Below are 15,603 nucleotides of genomic sequence, written 5' to 3' on the forward strand. Positions count from 1 at the left end.
TCAGCGGCCGGCGACGGCCTTGATGCCCTTGTGGTTGAGGTCGTCCAGGGTCCACTTCTGCAGCGAGGCCAGCATGTCCTTGACCGTCAGCTCCTTCTTCATGACCTGACCCCACTGCTTCTGCATCTCGGAGTACATGGCCGCGTAGTTCGGGCCGTACTGCCACTGCTCGCCGACCCGGGAGGCCGCGGTCGTGATCACCTGTGCGCTGTCGGATTTCCCGTTGAACATTTCCGTCGGGATGATCTTGTCGACATACGGCGAGACATCTTTGACCGCCGGGAACAGACCCGACTTGGACGCCGGGTCGGTCAGCGCTGTGAGCGACTCCTTGCTGCTGGACAGCCAGGCGGCGAACTCGGCCGCCCGGTCGGGGTACTTGCAGCCCTTGAGAACGCCGGTGACGTCGAAGTTGCTGGAGGTCTGCGGCTTGGCGGGGTCGAATGCCGGTGAATCGGCGAGCTGCCACTTGCCCTTGGACTTGGGGAAGTTGGTGTTGTAGATCGGCAGCTGCCAGGTGGAGGTGGTCATCGCGATGGTCTTGCCGAGGTCCCAGGTCTTGAAGACGCCTGGGTCGGCGTACGAGGCGTTGGAGGCAAGGTTGTTGTCGACGAGCTGCTGAACGACATCGCCAGCCTTGAGGGCCTCGGGGGAGGTGAAGTCGATGACCCAGTGGTCGCCTTCCACCTTGTACCACTGTGCGCCGGCCTCCCAGGACAGGTCGACCAGGGTGCTCGGGTCCTCACCCGCCATGTTGTAAATCTTGACGTTCCTGTCCTCCTGCTGGATCTTCTTGCCGGCGGTGATCAGGTCGTCCCAGGTCTTCGGGGCCTCGATCCCATACTTCTGAAACAGGTCCGCGCGGTAAGCGGTGAACAGCGGCGACGATCCCATCGGGATGCCGAAGGTGGCACCGCCGGGGCTGACCGCGTTCCAGGCGGCGGTCGTGTAGGCGTCCTTGTACTTGGCCGCGTCCTTGCTGATGTCGGTCAGCAGCCCGTCCGCGGCGAAGTTCGCCAGGTTCATCCCGTCCATCTTCGACAGACATGGCGCGGTGCCCGCGTTCACCGCGGCCCGCAGCTTCTGGTACGCGGTGTCCCCGGCGACGTTGACGAACTTGACCTGAGTGTCGGGGTGCTCCCTGTTCCACGCCTTGGTCTGGGCCTCGATACCGTCCGTCCAGCTCCAGAACTCCAGGGAGATCTTTCCCTTCGTCTTCGAAGCGGCCGCCGTGTCGTCGCCGTTCGAACAGGCGGCCAGCAACAGGGACAGGGACGCAGCGGCAGCCACGGGGACAAAGGCTCTGGTGCGGATGCGGGACTTGGACATCGGTCCTCCACGAGGGAAACGAGACGGCGCCTGCCGCGGGGGAGACGGCGCGGTCGGGGCGGCGCAAAGAGGAAGAGAAACCGGCACTGCTCAAGAATCGGCAGTAATCGTTTGTCGTGGACGGTACGGTCCGAGCAGTCGAGTCCACAAGGGGGAAGTGTCGGATTGTTTCGCCAAACTTTCAAAAGCGTTACCAGAAGAGCCCTCTGACCTGCACTCTTCGGCTTGCTGTAGGCATCCTGGGACTCTGTGTCACGGCGATGTGTCGCCGATACGTCCATTGACCTGATCGGATAGCGCTTCTAGCTTGGAATACGTTTACTGTCCTCAGCGTCCCTGCTCTGCCCTTGCCCCAGGAGCGTCATGCCCACGTCGCCGCCGCCGGTTGCCCTCTTCGCCATGAATCCTGTGCACCTGCCGGAGCTGTTCCCATCTCGGTTGATGAGACGTCTCCAGCAGCTCGTGCAGGTCGATCCAGCACTCGTTGTCCAGGACTTCTCCGACCCCGCCGCGGTCGAGGTCCTGGGCCGGGCCGAGGTCCTGGTCACCGGCTGGGGCTGCCCGCACATCGGTGAGTCGGTGCTGACAGCGGCGCCGCGACTGCGTGCCGTCCTGCACACCGGCGGCAGCGTCCGCCACCTCGTCGGCGAGCCGTTCTGGGAGCGCGGCCTCACCATCTCCAGCGCGGTGCAGGCCAACGCCCTGCCCGTGGCGGAGTACACGCTCGCCTCGATCCTGCTGGCCGGCAAGGACGCTTTCGGGCTGCGTGAACGCTTCCGGGCGGAGCACGCGTACCCCGCGCCCGCCGAGTACGCGGCGGTGGGCAACCTCGGCCGCAGAGTCGGTCTGATCGGTGCCTCCCGAGTGGGCCGCCGGGTGCTGGAGCTGCTGCGGCCGTTCGATCTGTCGGTGAGTCTGTACGACCCCTACGTCAGTGCGGCCGAGGCCGCGGAACTCGGTGCCGTGCCGCTGGAGTTGGAGGAACTGCTGCGCACCAGCGACATCGTCAGCGTGCACGCTCCCGACACCCCGCAGACCCACCGGATGCTCGACCGTGAACGGCTGGCGCTCATCCCCGACGGGGGTGTACTGATCAACACCTCACGAGGCGCCCTTATCGACCACACGGTGCTCACCGAGGAGCTGGTCAGCGGCCGCATCGGCGCGGTGCTCGACGTCACCGACCCCGAACCGCTGCCCGCCGACTCTCCGCTCTACCGCCTCCCGAACGTGTTCCTCACCCCGCACATCGCCGGTTCACTGGGCAATGAACTGGCCCGCCTGGGCGGCACTGTCGTGGCCGAACTGGAACGCCTCACCAGTGGCCTGCCGCCCGCCCACCCGGTGCACCGGGACGCACTCGCCATCAGCGCGTGATCGCCCCACTCCTCGTCGCCACGGCGCCCGGGCGCCTCCCCTCCCCGATCACCCCACCGTCCATATCTCCTGCATCCGGAGGCTCCACTGAACACCGCGTATTTCGGTCCGGTCCGCCCCTCCCCGGGGGCCGTCTCCCCGCTGCGTCCCGCCGCCGTGGCCCGTATCGACGGCGGCTTCTGGGCCGAGCGTCGCCGGGTCAACGCCGAGGTTTCCCTCGCCGAGGGCCCGGCGCGGCTCGAAGCGGCCGGAAACCTCGCCAACCTCCGCGCCGCCGCGCTTCCGAGCACCCAGGGCGGAGATCTCCCCTCGGGCTTCTCCGGTGACTTCCAGTTCCAGGACTCCGACGTCTACAAATGGCTGGAGGCCGCCTGCTGGCAGCTGGCACAGACCTCCGACGAGAATCTCGCCGTGGAGGTGGAAGCCGTCGTCGATCTGATCGCCGCCGCTCAGCGCGAAGATGGCTACCTGCAGACGTACTACCAGCTCGGCGGCGGTGAACCCTGGACCGAACTCGGCTGGGGACACGAGCTGTACTGTGCGGGCCACCTGATGCAGGCGGCCGTCGCCCACCACCGGGCCACCGGCTCCGACCGGCTGCTGGACGTCGCACGCCGACTGGCCGACCACATCGAGTCCGTCTTCGGCCCCGGCAAGCAGGTGGACACGGTGTGCGGTCACCCGGAGGTGGAGACCGCACTCATCGAGCTCTACCGGACGACCCAGGAGAAGCGTTACCTGGACCTCGCCCGCTACTTCCTCGAGCGGCGCGGTCACGGCAGCCTGTCCTCGGGCGCCGACCGGGGCCACGACCGCGACCCTGGGCCGGAGTACTGGCAGGACCACATGCCCGTCCGCGAAGCGGACGAGGTCACCGGTCACTCCGTGCGCCAGCTCTATCTGCTCGCCGGAGCCGCCGACCTGGCAGCGGAGAGCGCCGACACCGAGCTGCGCGCGGCGCTGGAGCGGCTGTGGCAGGACATGGTGACCACCAAGACCTATCTCACCGGAGCCGTCGGCTCCCGGCACGACTGGGAGTCCTTCGGCGACGCCCACGAACTGCCCGCCGACCGCGCCTACGCCGAGACCTGCGCAGCCATCGCCTCGGTCCACTTCTCCTGGCGCATGGCCCTGCTCACCGGCCAGGCCCGCTACGCCGACCTGATCGAGCGCACCCTGTTCAACGGCTTCCTCGCCGGCGTCGCTCTGGATGGAAAGACCTGGCTGTACGTCAACCCACTGCACCTGCGTGCGCGCTCGCACGAACGCCCCGGAGACCAGACCGCGCACCGCACTCCGTGGTTCCGCTGCGCGTGCTGTCCGCCGAACGTGATGCGCCTGCTCGCCAGCCTGCCGCACTACGTCGCCACGACCGACGACAGCGGGCTGCAACTGCATCAGTACGCCTCAGGGGTCTACGGTGGCGACGGCCTCACCCTGCGCGTGGCGACCGAGTACCCGTGGGACGGCATGGTGACGGTGACCGTCGAGGATGCCCCGGCAGCCTTGCCCCGCACCGTCCGCCTGCGCCTGCCGGCCTGGTGCACGCAGCACACCCTGACCGTGAACGGAGCGACGGCCGACGGTGAGGCACAAGGCGGCTGGCTGCAGGTCACCCGTGAGTTCGCCCCCGGCGACATCATCCGCCTCGACCTCGCGATGCCGCCCCGGCTCACTGTCCCTTCTGTGCGTGTCGACGCTGCCCGAGGCTGCGCCGCCATCGAGCGCGGCCCGCTGGTGTACTGCCTGGAGCAGACCGACCAGCCCGGCGGCCTTGACCCGGACTCACTCGCCCTGGTGGCGGATGCACCGCTGATCGCGGGCAGTCGGCCCGAGCTGCTCGGCGGGGTGAGCGCCGTGACCTCTGTGGGACAACTCCTGCCCGTCGACGAGCCCGCCGACTGGCCCTACCTGCCGCACGGGGCAAAGGCCGCCCGCGAGCCGGGGGAGGCCGTCGAACTGACAGCGGTGCCGTACTACGCCTGGGCCAACCGTGAGCCGGGGGCGATGCGGGTCTGGCTGCCGCTGGCCGACCGCAGATAGCCGCCGACACGGCGGTCATAGAAGGGGCATGGATCCGAAGGCAAGGAGCACCGCCGACCGGTTCGGCCGGAGGGTCGCCCTCAGGGCGCGCTCTCGGCCGTCCCATGTGTACTGCGGCGGTGCGGAGCGCAGTGGCCTGGGTCGCCGTGATGCGTTGTTGATGGTGAGCATCGGCCCATGGACCGTCTCGGGCAGCATGGCAGGTGCCGTGGCCGCTCACCGCAGCGTGACCGCGTTCAGCGCCTGCTGGGAGGGAAGGATCACGAACTGGGCTGCCTTCGCACGCGGCTCGCTCAGCAGCTCTGAGCCGTACGTCGGATCCGGCATCGGTTCCTCGGCGGGCTGATCCACCGGAACCCTCTCTGGCGCCCTGTCGTCGGCCGCTGGAGTGGGTTCGGTCGCCTGGCCGGGCTTGCCAACCCGGCCAGGCACGGCGACCGCCGGCCATACCGCTTTGCGCATGGGCACAGCGGCGGCTGCCCCCGCGGCCAGCAGCCGCGCAGGCTCCTGAAGTGAGGTAAACGATTACTAGTGGCGGGGCGCTAACCCGCCGCCTTAGAGCCCTACAAGCGCTCCGTATGCAGTAACGTCGGGGTGTGACGGTGAACGGGAAGGGCTCCCCTGCGGGTAGCGGGCCCAAGGCTGCCAAGCGTCGACGCAACACCTCCGCCGGTGGCGACGGCCCGAGCACGATTCGTGACGTCGCCGAGAAGGCGGGTGTTTCGGTAGCAACCGTTTCCAGGACGCTGGCGGGCAACTACCCCGTCTCCGCCGCCACCCGCGAACGGGTCATGGCCGCCGTGGAGGCGTTGCACTATGTGGTGAACGTCCACGCCAAGGCCCTGTCCGGCAGGGTCGCCGGCCCCATCGCCCTGGTGCTGAGAGACATCACCGGGCCCTCGCTGGCCAATGTCGCCGCCGGAGTGGAGCAAGAGGCGGCGCTGCGGGGCCGGCTGAGCCTGGTCTGCGCCACGCACGGGGACACCGAGCGCGAGGACGACCTGGTACAGCTGATGCGGGAACAGCACGCGGCCGCGGTCGTCCTGGTCGGCGGGGCTGTGCAGGACGACACGTACTTCCGGCGGATGGCCGAGTACGCGCGCGCCCTGGACGCTGCCGGTTCCCGTCTGGTGCTGGTCGGTCGTCCGTCGCTTCCCGAGGATCTCCCGGTGACCGTCGTGGACTACGACAACCGCGGAGGTTCCTTCCAGGCCGCGGACCATCTCTTCGTCAAGGGCCATCAGCGGGTCCTCTTCCTGGGCGGCGAGCCCGAGCTGAGCACCGGGGAGCAGCGCAGGGAGGGCTATCTGCATGCCCTGCGCGCGCACGGACTGCCCTACGCGGCGGAACTCGACGTACCCGGTCCCTATACGCGCGTCTCGGGCTACCAGCGCACGCGGGATGCGCTGAAGGCAGGACTGGACTTCACCGGTGTCGTCGCGGGCACCGACATGGTGGCGCTCGGCGTACTGGCCGCGCTCCGCGACGCGGGACTGGACGTCCCCAAAGACATCTCGGTGGTCGGCTTCGACGACGTCCCCTTCGCCGCGGATCTCAGCCCGTCGCTGACCTCGATCCGGGTGCCTTACGAGGACCTGGGCCGCACCGCCGTACGGCTTGCTCTGGAGCGCAACGAGCGCATCTCCGGCGACGATCACGTGGTCCTGAGCACGCAGCTGGTGATCCGCCAGTCGGTACGCGAGCGGCGGTGATCCGCCCTGCTCGACGTGCCCGGAGGCCGGCGCGATGCTTGTCTCGTCGGCGGCGTCGAGTCACGAGAGGCGTATGGTGACGCAGTCGCATACATGTCGGCTTGTGTCATGTATGTCGGCGATCCTTGAACCATGAAGTCCGACCGTCTCCTGGCCCTTCTCCTGCTGCTGCAGTCGCACGGCCGGTTGTCGGCCACCGATCTCGCCGCACGGTTGGAGGTGTCCGTCCGCACGGTGTTCCGCGATGTGGAGGCGCTGTCCGCCGCGGGCGTCCCGGTGTACACCGAGCGGGGCCGCAACGGCGGCATCGCGCTCGTGCCCGGCTATCGCACCGACGTCACCGGACTGACGGCTGACGAAGCCCGCGCCCTCTTCGTGCTCCTCGCCGACCGCACCCATGCGGACCTGGGCCTGGGGCAGGCCATCGGCTCGGCTCTGCGCAAGGTCATGGCCGCGCTGCCCGAGTCCCAGCGGAGCGCCGCCGACCTGGTCAGCCGACGCATTCTGGTCGACTCGGTGCGATGGCGCACCGGGCCGGTGCCTCCGGTTGATCTCGGCATCATGCAGGAGGCCGTGTTCACCGACCGCCGTCTGCGTCTGCGCTACCGGCGGGGCGAGGACGGCCGGGTGCGCAGCTACACCCTCGACCCGTACGGCCTGGTCGACAAGGCCGGTGTCTGGTACCTGGTGGCCGACCACCGGGGTGCACCCAGGATGTTCCGCGCCGATCGCGTGCTCTGGGCCCGTGTCACCGACGAGCCGGTCCAGCGCCGTAAGAGCGTGGAACTGGCCGATGTCTGGGACGAATTGAAGCGGGGGATCGACGAGGCTCCGGCAGACGTCGCAGTGGTGGTCCGTGTCCGCCATCGGATCCTGGGTTGGTTTCTGCGTCTTCACCAAGCGGACCTGGCAGGCCCGCCGCCGAGCGCCGCTTCGGGTGAGAGCGACGCCGAGGAGTGGGTGGAACTGGAGCTGCGCTTCCGGGTCCTCGGCGCGGCCCGTCCGCTGCTTGCCTTCGGCACCGACGTCGAGGTGCTCTCCCCGCCGCAACTGCGCACAGAACTTGCCCGCGTCGCGCGGGACATCGCCGGACTTTACGACCTCGATTGACTGGCTGGAATGCGCTTCCTGTACCCCCACTCAAGATCACAATTTGGTAACCCATAGCGGGGGTACACGCTAGGGTTCGAATCGGAAACGTCGTCCGTCGCCTCGCCTTCCGTCGCACGCTCCATGACCTAACCGTTCTGCGTTACGTCGTGCGTCGGTACTTGTGGCCGGTGATCTACGTGACGCACCGTTTCCTGTGAAAGCGGGCTTCCCCCTTGAGCGCATCCTCCACTGCGTACGAGCAACGTCTTGTCGTCGCCGAAAGGGCCCAAGTAGCCAGCCACGTTGTATCCCTGACGCTCCGTCACCCCCACGATGAACTGCTGCCGGACTGGCAGCCGGGCGCACACATCGAGCTCCTCCTCGACGACGAACTCGTGCGCACGTATTCGCTGTGCGGCGATCCGGCCGACCGTACGGCCTGGCGCATCGCCGTGCTGCGGACCGCTGACAGCCGCGGTGGTTCGCAGTACGTCCACGACAAGCTTCACCCCGGCGTCCGCCTCGACGTGCGCGGCCCCCGGAACAACTTTCCCCTCCGCCCGGCCCGCCGCTACCTGTTCGTGGCCGGCGGCATCGGTATCACGCCTCTGCTGCCGATGACCGCTGCCGCAGAGGCAGCGGGCGCCCAGTGGCGGCTGCTGTACGGCGGGCGGTCCCGGCCATCGATGGCGTTCGCCGACCAACTGGCCGCATACGGGTCACGGGTGCTGGTCCGCCCGCAGGACGAGCACGGGCTCCTGGACCTGGACGCGTTCCTGGGCGAGCCCGACGAGGACACCCTGGTGTACTGCTGCGGCCCCGAGCCCCTGCTCGCCGCCGTCGAGCAACGCTGCCGTGTCTGGCGGGCGGATGCGCTTCAGGTGGAGCGGTTCAGAGCGCAGGAGTCGCAGGCGCCCAGACCGGCCTTCGAGGTGGTGTGCGCCGGGAGCGGCATCACCGTCCAGGTGCCCCCGGAGCACAGCGTGCTGTCGGCGGTCCGGGCCGCGGGGATCGACGCCCCGTTCTCCTGTGCCGAGGGCATCTGCGGCACCTGCGAGACGGAAGTGCTGGAGGGAGAGCCCGACCATCGAGACTCCGTGCTCAGCGCCGAGGAGCAGGAAGCGGGGGAGACGATGATGATCTGCGTCTCCCGTGCCCGCGGCCCCCGTCTCGTTCTTGACCTGTGACCCCGTCACCCGCCGTTCGGGAGAAGGCCCATGCCCCCTGTCGAATCCATTGACCTCAGCAGCCTGAGCGCGCCGGCCGGCGGCTCGTCGCGGCTGACCGGCCACCTCGCCCGGCCCGAGGGACCAGGTCCCTGGCCCGGTGTGGTCGTCGTACATGAAGCGCTCGGCGTCGACGACGTGATGCTCCGGCAGGTGGAACACCTGGCCCGGGCCGGATACCTGGCGCTGATGCCCGACCTCTTCACCCAGGGCGGCACCCGCCGCTGCCTGATCCCGACGATGCGGGCGGCACTGTCCGGCACCGGCCGCGCCTACCACGACATCGAGGCCGCCCGCTCCCACCTGCTGGCCCTGCCCGCGTGCACCGGCGCGGTCGGCATCATCGGCTTCTGCATGGGCGGTTCCTTCGCCCTGATGACGGCCGGACGCGGCGCCTTCCAGGCGGCTGCCGCCAACTACGGAATGCTCCCGAAGGACCTGGACACCCTGGCCGGCGCCTGCCCCGTCGTCGCGAGCTACGGCGGCAAGGACCGAGCCCTGAAGGGAGCGGCCACCCGTCTGCGCGGCAGCCTGCACCGCCACGGAGTCGTGCACGACGTCCACGAGTACCCGGACGCCGGCCACTCCTTCCTCAACGACGCCGAGGTCGGCCCCCGGCCGCTTCGCCCCCTGTTCCGTGTCATGGGCATGGGCCCGCACCCGGAAGCCGCCGCCGACGCCTGGCGGCGCATCGAGACCTTCTTCGCAACCCATCTGAACGCCCCCCACACCGAGAAAGCGGAGTCATGAGCACCACCGAGACTGAGACCCCCGCCCAGACCGAGGCCTCCACCTCGTCCGAGACTCGCCCCCAAGACGGCTGGTACGTCGATGAGCGCTGCCTGAACTGCAACATCGCCCGCCACACCGCGCCCGGCCTGATCGGCACCGAGCCCGGTGGGGACTACGGCGGCGTCCGCTCCGTCGTCCTGCGCCAGCCCGAGACCGATGCCGAGACCGAGCAGCTCTACATGGCGGCTCACGCCTGCCCCACCCGCTCCATCCACCCGCCCGCCGACCAGTGGGCGCCGGACTCGGACCCGTACCCGAAGGCCCTGGACGAGAACGTCTACCTGTGCGGTCACTCCTCCCCGCAGACCTACGGGGCGACCTCCTTCCTGCTGCGCCGCCCTGACGGCACCGCGATGATGATCGATACCCCGCGCTGGCGGCCGGCCCTCGCCCGTCGCTTCGAGAAGGAGGTCGGCACGATCACTGACGTGCTCCTCACCCACCTCGACCATGTCGCGCACGGCCGCAAGTACGCCGACGCTTTCGGCGCCCGGCTCTGGATCCACGAGGGCGACTTGCACTCCCGCCCCGACGCGGACCAGGTCATCCGGGGCCTGGAACCGGTGGAGATCGGACCTGGCGTGGTCGCCTACCCGTTCCCCGGACACACCCCGGGCAGCGTTCTGTTCGTGGCCGACGACAAGTACTGCTTCACCGGGGACGCCTTCTACTGGTCGCACACCACCAAAGCCCTGGATGTGTTCGAGAGCGTCGTCTACGACTCGATCAAGACCACTGCCGTCTCCCTGGCCCGCGCCGCGGAGGAGCTGACCTTCGAGTGGGTTCTGCCGGGCCACGGCGACTTCAAACGCCTTCCGGCCGACGAGATGCGGCAGCGGATGCGGGCGCTGGCCGAGCGCGTCAGGTCGTACCCCGAGATGGAAGTTCACTACGGCAAGGTCCGCTGGTGACCGGCTGACAGCGGTTCCAAGTCGCCGCAGGCCCGGGGTGAGCCCCGGCCCCGGGCCTGTGGCATGCCCACATCACCTCCACCAGCAGCTTCCGTAAAAGCCCGGCCGAAGTGAGCCATGACCAGGACAGCACAGATGCCGACCCGCCAGCGGGGGACCTCCCCCACCAATCCATGGGCGGCACTCGGCGCCCTTTGCATGGGACTCTTCATGATCGTCGTTGACACGTCCATCGTGTCGGTGGCGGTCCCTGCCATGGTCCACGACCTGCACACGAGCCTCAACGCCGTCGTCTGGGTCACGAGTGTCTACCTTCTCACCTACGCCGTTCCCATGCTCTTCACCAGCCGCCTCGGCGACCGCTACGGCCCCAAGCGCCTCTTCGTCGCTGGGCTCGCGGTCTTCACGGTGGCTTCCCTCGGCGCGGCGACGGCTACCAACATCCAGGTGCTCATCGCCGCGCGGGCGCTGGAGGGGCTGGGTGCGGCCCTGCTCACCCCGCAGACCCTCACCCTTGTCACTCACCTGTTCCCCGACGGGGAACGCGGGCGAGCGATGGGCGTGTTGGGCGCCACGTCGGGGCTGGCCACCATCACCGGCCCGCTGCTCGGCGGCCTCCTGGTGGACCATCTCGGATGGGAGTGGATCTTCTACGTCAACATGGTCCTCGGCGCAGCCGCTCTGGGCTTGAGCCTGCGGGTGATCCCCGACTGGCGCCCAGGCCATGCGCGCCGCATCGACCCACTCGGCATCCTGCTTTCCAGCACGGGTCTGGCTCTGATCGTGTTCGGCGTACAGAACGGCAAGTCCTACGACTGGGGTGAGATCGCCGGCCCGGTCACGGTGCCTCGGGTCATCGCCGCTGGGCTGATCCTGCTCGGTGCCTTCGTACTGATGCAGGCATCCACACGAAGCGAGCCCCTGCTCCCCCTGCGGGTCTTCCGCGACCGCAACTTCTCGGCGGCCACGGTGGTCACGGCTGCCCTGGGCTTCTCAATGACAGGCATGTTTCTGCCGCTGGTCCTCCACCTCCAGACCTCCCTCGGTCTCAGCCCCACCAAAGCCGGGTTGCTCACCGCGCCCATGGCTCTGCTCTCCGCCGTCATGGGTCCCTTCACCGGCCGTCTCTCCGACCGTATGAACACCAAACACCTCGTGCTGTCCGGCCTGGTGGGCATGGCCGGCGGTCTGGCTCTCGTCGCCGCGCGGACCACCCCCGGCGCTTCTGCGTGGCAATGCGTTCCGGGTCTCCTTGCCTGCGGCCTCGGCATGGGCCTGGTCCTCGTCCCGCTCAACAGCACGGCGATGGGAACCGTCCAGCCGGAACTGCGCGGCACAGCGTCCGGCCTCTACTTCACCGCCCGCCAACTGGGCGCGGTTCTGGGGAGCGCGACGACTAGCGCGGTCGCGTTCAGCAAGGGCACCCGTGCCGCCTACTTGCCACTGATCCTCGTCCTGCTCCTGGGGGCCGCGGCTGCGACGGCGATACGCCGAACCAGAAAAACCGAGCTGAATACATGACGCTCTGTGTCAGGTATCCGATGGAGAATGGAGTCCGTCCGAAGACGGACCCACACCTCCAGGGGAGCCCATGAGTAGCCAACCGACCCTCTTCCCCGCAGAAAACGAAGAGTCCCCGCGAAATACCCACGGCTCGCCCGGGCGTGCCTGGCTCGGCGTGGTCTCGGCCGAGCATGCCCGCTATGCGGCCCGACACGGCTGGATTCAGCTGAACAACGGTGACCGCCGCAACCTCGCGCGAATGAGCCGGGGGGACGGCTTCGTCTACTATTCGCCCACCGAGCGCATGGGCGACAGGGCCAAGCTGCGCTCCTTCACAGCGCTCGGAGTCATTGCCGACGATGAGCCCCATCTTGCCGATGAGGTGATGGACATGGGCGCCAAGGGAACACTGCGACCGTGGCGCCGCGCCATCGAATTCGAGGATGTCCACGCCGTTGATCTTCGGACGGTGACCGGCGGGCTCGTCCTGACACAACAGCCGAACTGGGGGTACGGGCTGCGTTTCGGCCTTGTGTCGCTGGCGATCGAGGACTTCGAACTGCTCCGCGCCACGATGACGCGCTGAGATGTAGCAGCAAACCAGCGTATTTCTCTTCCGATTCCTTTGCGCACACACCGGAAAGACCTGTCAAGCGCGATGTTCATCACACGAAAAAGAGGCGACGCGGCGGCCTTACCCGGTGGTTTCACGATGGTAGCCTCAAGTAAATGAGCAATCGAATTGTCGTCAAAGGGGCCCGTCAGCACAATCTCCGTGATGTGTCCGTAGAGTTGCCCAGGGACTCGCTCACCGTGTTTACGGGTGTTTCCGGGTCGGGAAAGTCCAGCTTGGCATTCGATACCATTTTCGCGGAAGGTCAGCGACGTTATGTGGAGTCTTTGTCCGCATACGCGCGACAATTTCTGGGACAGCTCGACAAACCCGATGTCGACGCCATAGAAGGCCTGTCGCCGGCGATCGCCATCGACCAGAAGACGACCGGACGCAACCCGCGCTCCACGGTTGGCACCATCACGGAGGTGTACGACCATCTCCGCCTGCTGTACGCCCGCATCGGCCGGCCGCACTGCCCCGAGTGCGGCGAGCCGGTCAGCCGGCAGACCCCGCAGCGCATAGTCGACCACCTGCTGGATGCCCCAGAGGGCACCCGCTTCCAGCTGCTCGCCCCTGTCATACGCGACCGCAGGGGCGAACACACCGAAGTATTCCGGCAGTTGAGCGCCGATGGCTTCAGCCGCGTCCGGGTCGACGGAGCGGTCCTGCCGCTCACCGCCCCGCCAGCGCTGGATCCGTGCAAGCGGCACACCGTCGACGTGGTGGTGGACCGATTGGTCATCAAGCCGGGGGCACGGCAGCGGCTGACCGAGTCCGTGGAGACCGCGCTGGGACTGGCCGGCGGTGTCGTACGGGTGGAGTTTGTGGACCGCGACCCCGCCGATCCCGGCAGGGAGCTGACGTTCTCCGAGCAGATGGCCTGCCCCCGTTCTCATGACATCGGCCTGCCCTCGCTCGAACCCCGGCTCTTCTCGTTCAACGCCCCCTGGGGTGCCTGCCCGGCATGCTCCGGACTCGGCTCCCGCACCGAGGTCGACCCGTCTCTGGTCGTCCCGGACGACACCAGGTCGCTGGCCGACGGCGCCATCGCCCCGTGGACGAACACCAGTGGCGCCGACTACTTCACCCGCCTGCTCGAAGCCCTGGCCACCGAGGTCGGCTTCAGCACCTCCACTCCCTGGCGCGAACTGCCCGTCGGCATCCGGGAGACGGTACTGCACGGAGCCGACCGTCGGCTCCACCTGGCCTACCGCAACCGCTTCGGCCGCGAACGATCCCACCTCACCCGCTTCGAGGGCGTGATCCCGCACATCGAACGCCGACACATCGAGGCCACTGAGTCCGGAACCTCCCAGAGCCGGTTCACCGGGTACATGCGCGAGGTGCCCTGTGCCGCCTGCGCCGGCGCCCGCCTCGGCCCCGGCGTCCTGGCCGTCACCGTGGGCGGCCGGAACATCGCCGAGGCGGCCGCCCTCTCACTCGACCAACTCGATTCCTTCACCGCTACGTTGCAGCTGACGCAGAGCGAGCGGCGGATCGCCGAGGCGGTTCTCGCGGAGATCGGGGAAAGGCTGAGGTTCCTGCTCGATGTCGGCCTCGAATACCTCTCCCTCGACCGTCCGGCCGCCTCGCTGTCCGGCGGCGAGGCTCAGCGGATCCGGCTGGCCACCCAGATCGGGGCCGGGCTGACCGGGGTGCTCTATGTCCTGGACGAGCCGTCCATCGGGCTGCACCAGCGCGACAACCAGCGGCTGATCGAGACACTGAAGCGGCTGCGGGACCGCGGCAACACGGTGATCGTCGTCGAGCACGACGAGGAGACCCTGCGCGTAGCCGACTGGGTCGTCGACATCGGACCGGGCGCGGGAACGCGTGGCGGGCGCATCGTGTGCTCCGGCACGGTTGGCGAGCTCATGGAGCACCCCGAGTCGCTGACCGGTGCCTACCTGTCAGGCCGGCGCGCCATACCCGTGCCCGCCCGGCGCCGGGCACGAGAGGAGGGGCGTGTACTCACCGTGCACGAGGCCACCGAACACAACCTGCGCGAGGTGACCGTCTCCTTTCCGCTGGGCCTGTTCACCGCGGTTACCGGTGTCTCCGGCTCCGGGAAGTCCACCCTGGTCAACGACATCCTGTACACCGCGCTGGCCCGGCAGCTGCACCGCGCGCACCGCGCCCCGGGCCGCCACCGCGCCCTCACCGGCACCGAGCACATCGACAAGGTCGTCCAGGTCGACCAGGCGCCGATCGGACGCAGCCCCCGCTCCAACCCCGCCACCTACACCGGAGTCTTCGACCACCTGCGCAAACTGTTCGCGCAGACCCCCGAGGCCAGGACACGCGGCTACCAGCCAGGCCGGTTCTCCTTCAACATCAAGGGCGGCCGCTGCGAACACTGCTACGGCGACGGCACCATCAAGGTGGAGATGAACTTCCTGCCGGACGTGTACGTGCCGTGCGAGGTCTGCCAGGGAGCCCAGTACAACCGCGAGACCCTCGAGGTGCACTACAAGGGCCGCTCCATCGCCGACGTCCTCGCCATGACCGTGGCCGAGAGCCTCGACTTCTTCGACGGCCACCAGATCATCTCCCGCCATCTGCGCACCCTGCACGACGTGGGACTCGGCTACGTCAAACTCGGCCAGCCGGCCACCACCCTCTCCGGCGGTGAGGCCCAGCGGGTCAAGCTCGCCGCCGAGCTGCAACGCCGTGCCCGCGGCCACACCCTCTACGTGCTCGACGAGCCCACCACCGGACTCCACGTCGCCGACGTGGAGCAGCTACTGACGGCTCTGCAGCGGCTGGTCGACGGCGGGAACTCCGTCGTCGTCATCGAACACAACCTCGACGTGATCAAGGCAGCCGACTGGCTGATCGACATGGGACCGGAAGGCGGCCGGGGAGGCGGACAGGTGATTGCCGAGGGCACCCCGGAACAGATCGCGGCACACTCGGGATCACACACCGGACGGTTCCTGAAGGCGCTGCGGACGGAGGACACATGAGCGTGATCCAGAGAGGCACCGAAGCAGCGCAGACGA

12 protein-coding genes are annotated in these 15,603 nt (G+C 68.4%); 10 read left to right on the forward strand and 2 right to left on the reverse strand.

Annotated features, from left to right (window positions below; genetic code table 11):
- Positions 1-1,329, reverse strand: coding sequence for an extracellular solute-binding protein (locus ABZ928_RS19930; RefSeq protein ID WP_361520306.1), 1,329 nt, complete (start codon positions 1,327-1,329; stop codon positions 1-3).
- 363 nt (positions 1,330-1,692) lie between these two features.
- Here ABZ928_RS19930 and ABZ928_RS19935 point away from each other — a divergent pair, with 363 nt between their 5' ends.
- Both ABZ928_RS19935 and ABZ928_RS19940 read left to right on the forward strand, forming a co-directional pair.
- Complete coding sequence (locus ABZ928_RS19935; RefSeq protein WP_361520309.1) at positions 1,693-2,706, forward strand: hydroxyacid dehydrogenase; 1,014 nt, start codon at positions 1,693-1,695, stop codon at positions 2,704-2,706.
- 87 nt (positions 2,707-2,793) lie between these two features.
- Entirely contained in the window at positions 2,794-4,749 is a 1,956-nt protein-coding gene (locus ABZ928_RS19940; protein WP_361520721.1) for a beta-L-arabinofuranosidase domain-containing protein, read from the forward strand.
- Positions 4,750-4,965: 216 nt separating this feature from the next.
- On the opposite strand, the gene ABZ928_RS19945 is transcribed toward ABZ928_RS19940, so the two are convergent.
- Positions 4,966-5,100 (reverse strand): hypothetical protein, encoded by a 135-nt coding sequence (locus ABZ928_RS19945; protein ID WP_361520312.1) that lies wholly within the window; start codon positions 5,098-5,100, stop codon positions 4,966-4,968.
- A 341-nt stretch (positions 5,101-5,441) separates the two neighbouring features.
- Here ABZ928_RS19945 and ABZ928_RS19950 point away from each other — a divergent pair, with 341 nt between their 5' ends.
- The 8 genes from ABZ928_RS19950 (at position 5,442) to uvrA (ending at position 15,567) form a co-directional block, all read left to right on the forward strand.
- Positions 5,442-6,461 carry a LacI family DNA-binding transcriptional regulator gene (locus ABZ928_RS19950; RefSeq protein WP_361520723.1) on the forward strand — a complete coding sequence of 340 codons (1,020 nt, stop codon included), beginning with the start codon at positions 5,442-5,444 and terminating at the stop codon, positions 6,459-6,461.
- A gap of 132 nt (positions 6,462-6,593) precedes the next feature.
- Positions 6,594-7,571: a WYL domain-containing protein gene (locus tag ABZ928_RS19955; protein ID WP_361520315.1), complete on the forward strand. Its 978-nt coding sequence runs from the start codon at positions 6,594-6,596 to the stop codon at positions 7,569-7,571.
- A gap of 215 nt (positions 7,572-7,786) precedes the next feature.
- A complete protein-coding gene (locus ABZ928_RS19960; RefSeq protein ID WP_361520318.1) occupies positions 7,787-8,740 on the forward strand; it encodes a PDR/VanB family oxidoreductase in 954 nt (317 codons plus the stop codon).
- Positions 8,741-8,770: 30 nt separating this feature from the next.
- The gene (locus tag ABZ928_RS19965) at positions 8,771-9,529 is read left to right on the forward strand and encodes a dienelactone hydrolase family protein (RefSeq protein ID WP_361520321.1); all 759 of its coding nucleotides are present in this window, start codon (positions 8,771-8,773) and stop codon (positions 9,527-9,529) included.
- The gene (locus tag ABZ928_RS19970; protein WP_361520324.1) at positions 9,526-10,482 is read left to right on the forward strand and encodes an MBL fold metallo-hydrolase; all 957 of its coding nucleotides are present in this window, start codon (positions 9,526-9,528) and stop codon (positions 10,480-10,482) included. Before ABZ928_RS19965 ends, ABZ928_RS19970 begins: the two co-directional genes overlap by 4 nt.
- A gap of 135 nt (positions 10,483-10,617) precedes the next feature.
- Complete coding sequence (locus tag ABZ928_RS19975) at positions 10,618-12,003, forward strand: DHA2 family efflux MFS transporter permease subunit (protein WP_361520726.1); 1,386 nt, start codon at positions 10,618-10,620, stop codon at positions 12,001-12,003.
- Positions 12,004-12,073: 70 nt separating this feature from the next.
- Positions 12,074-12,571, forward strand: a complete 498-nt coding sequence (locus ABZ928_RS19980; protein ID WP_361520327.1) for an EVE domain-containing protein — start codon at positions 12,074-12,076, stop codon at positions 12,569-12,571.
- Between the two features lie 143 nt (positions 12,572-12,714).
- Positions 12,715-15,567, forward strand: coding sequence for an excinuclease ABC subunit UvrA (gene uvrA / locus ABZ928_RS19985; protein ID WP_361520330.1), 2,853 nt, complete (start codon positions 12,715-12,717; stop codon positions 15,565-15,567).
- Positions 15,568-15,603 lie beyond the last annotated feature (36 nt).

Origin of the sequence: Streptomyces sp. NPDC046909 (assembly GCF_040644695.1) — a bacterium.
Classification (GTDB): Bacteria; Actinomycetota; Actinomycetes; order Streptomycetales; family Streptomycetaceae; genus Streptomyces.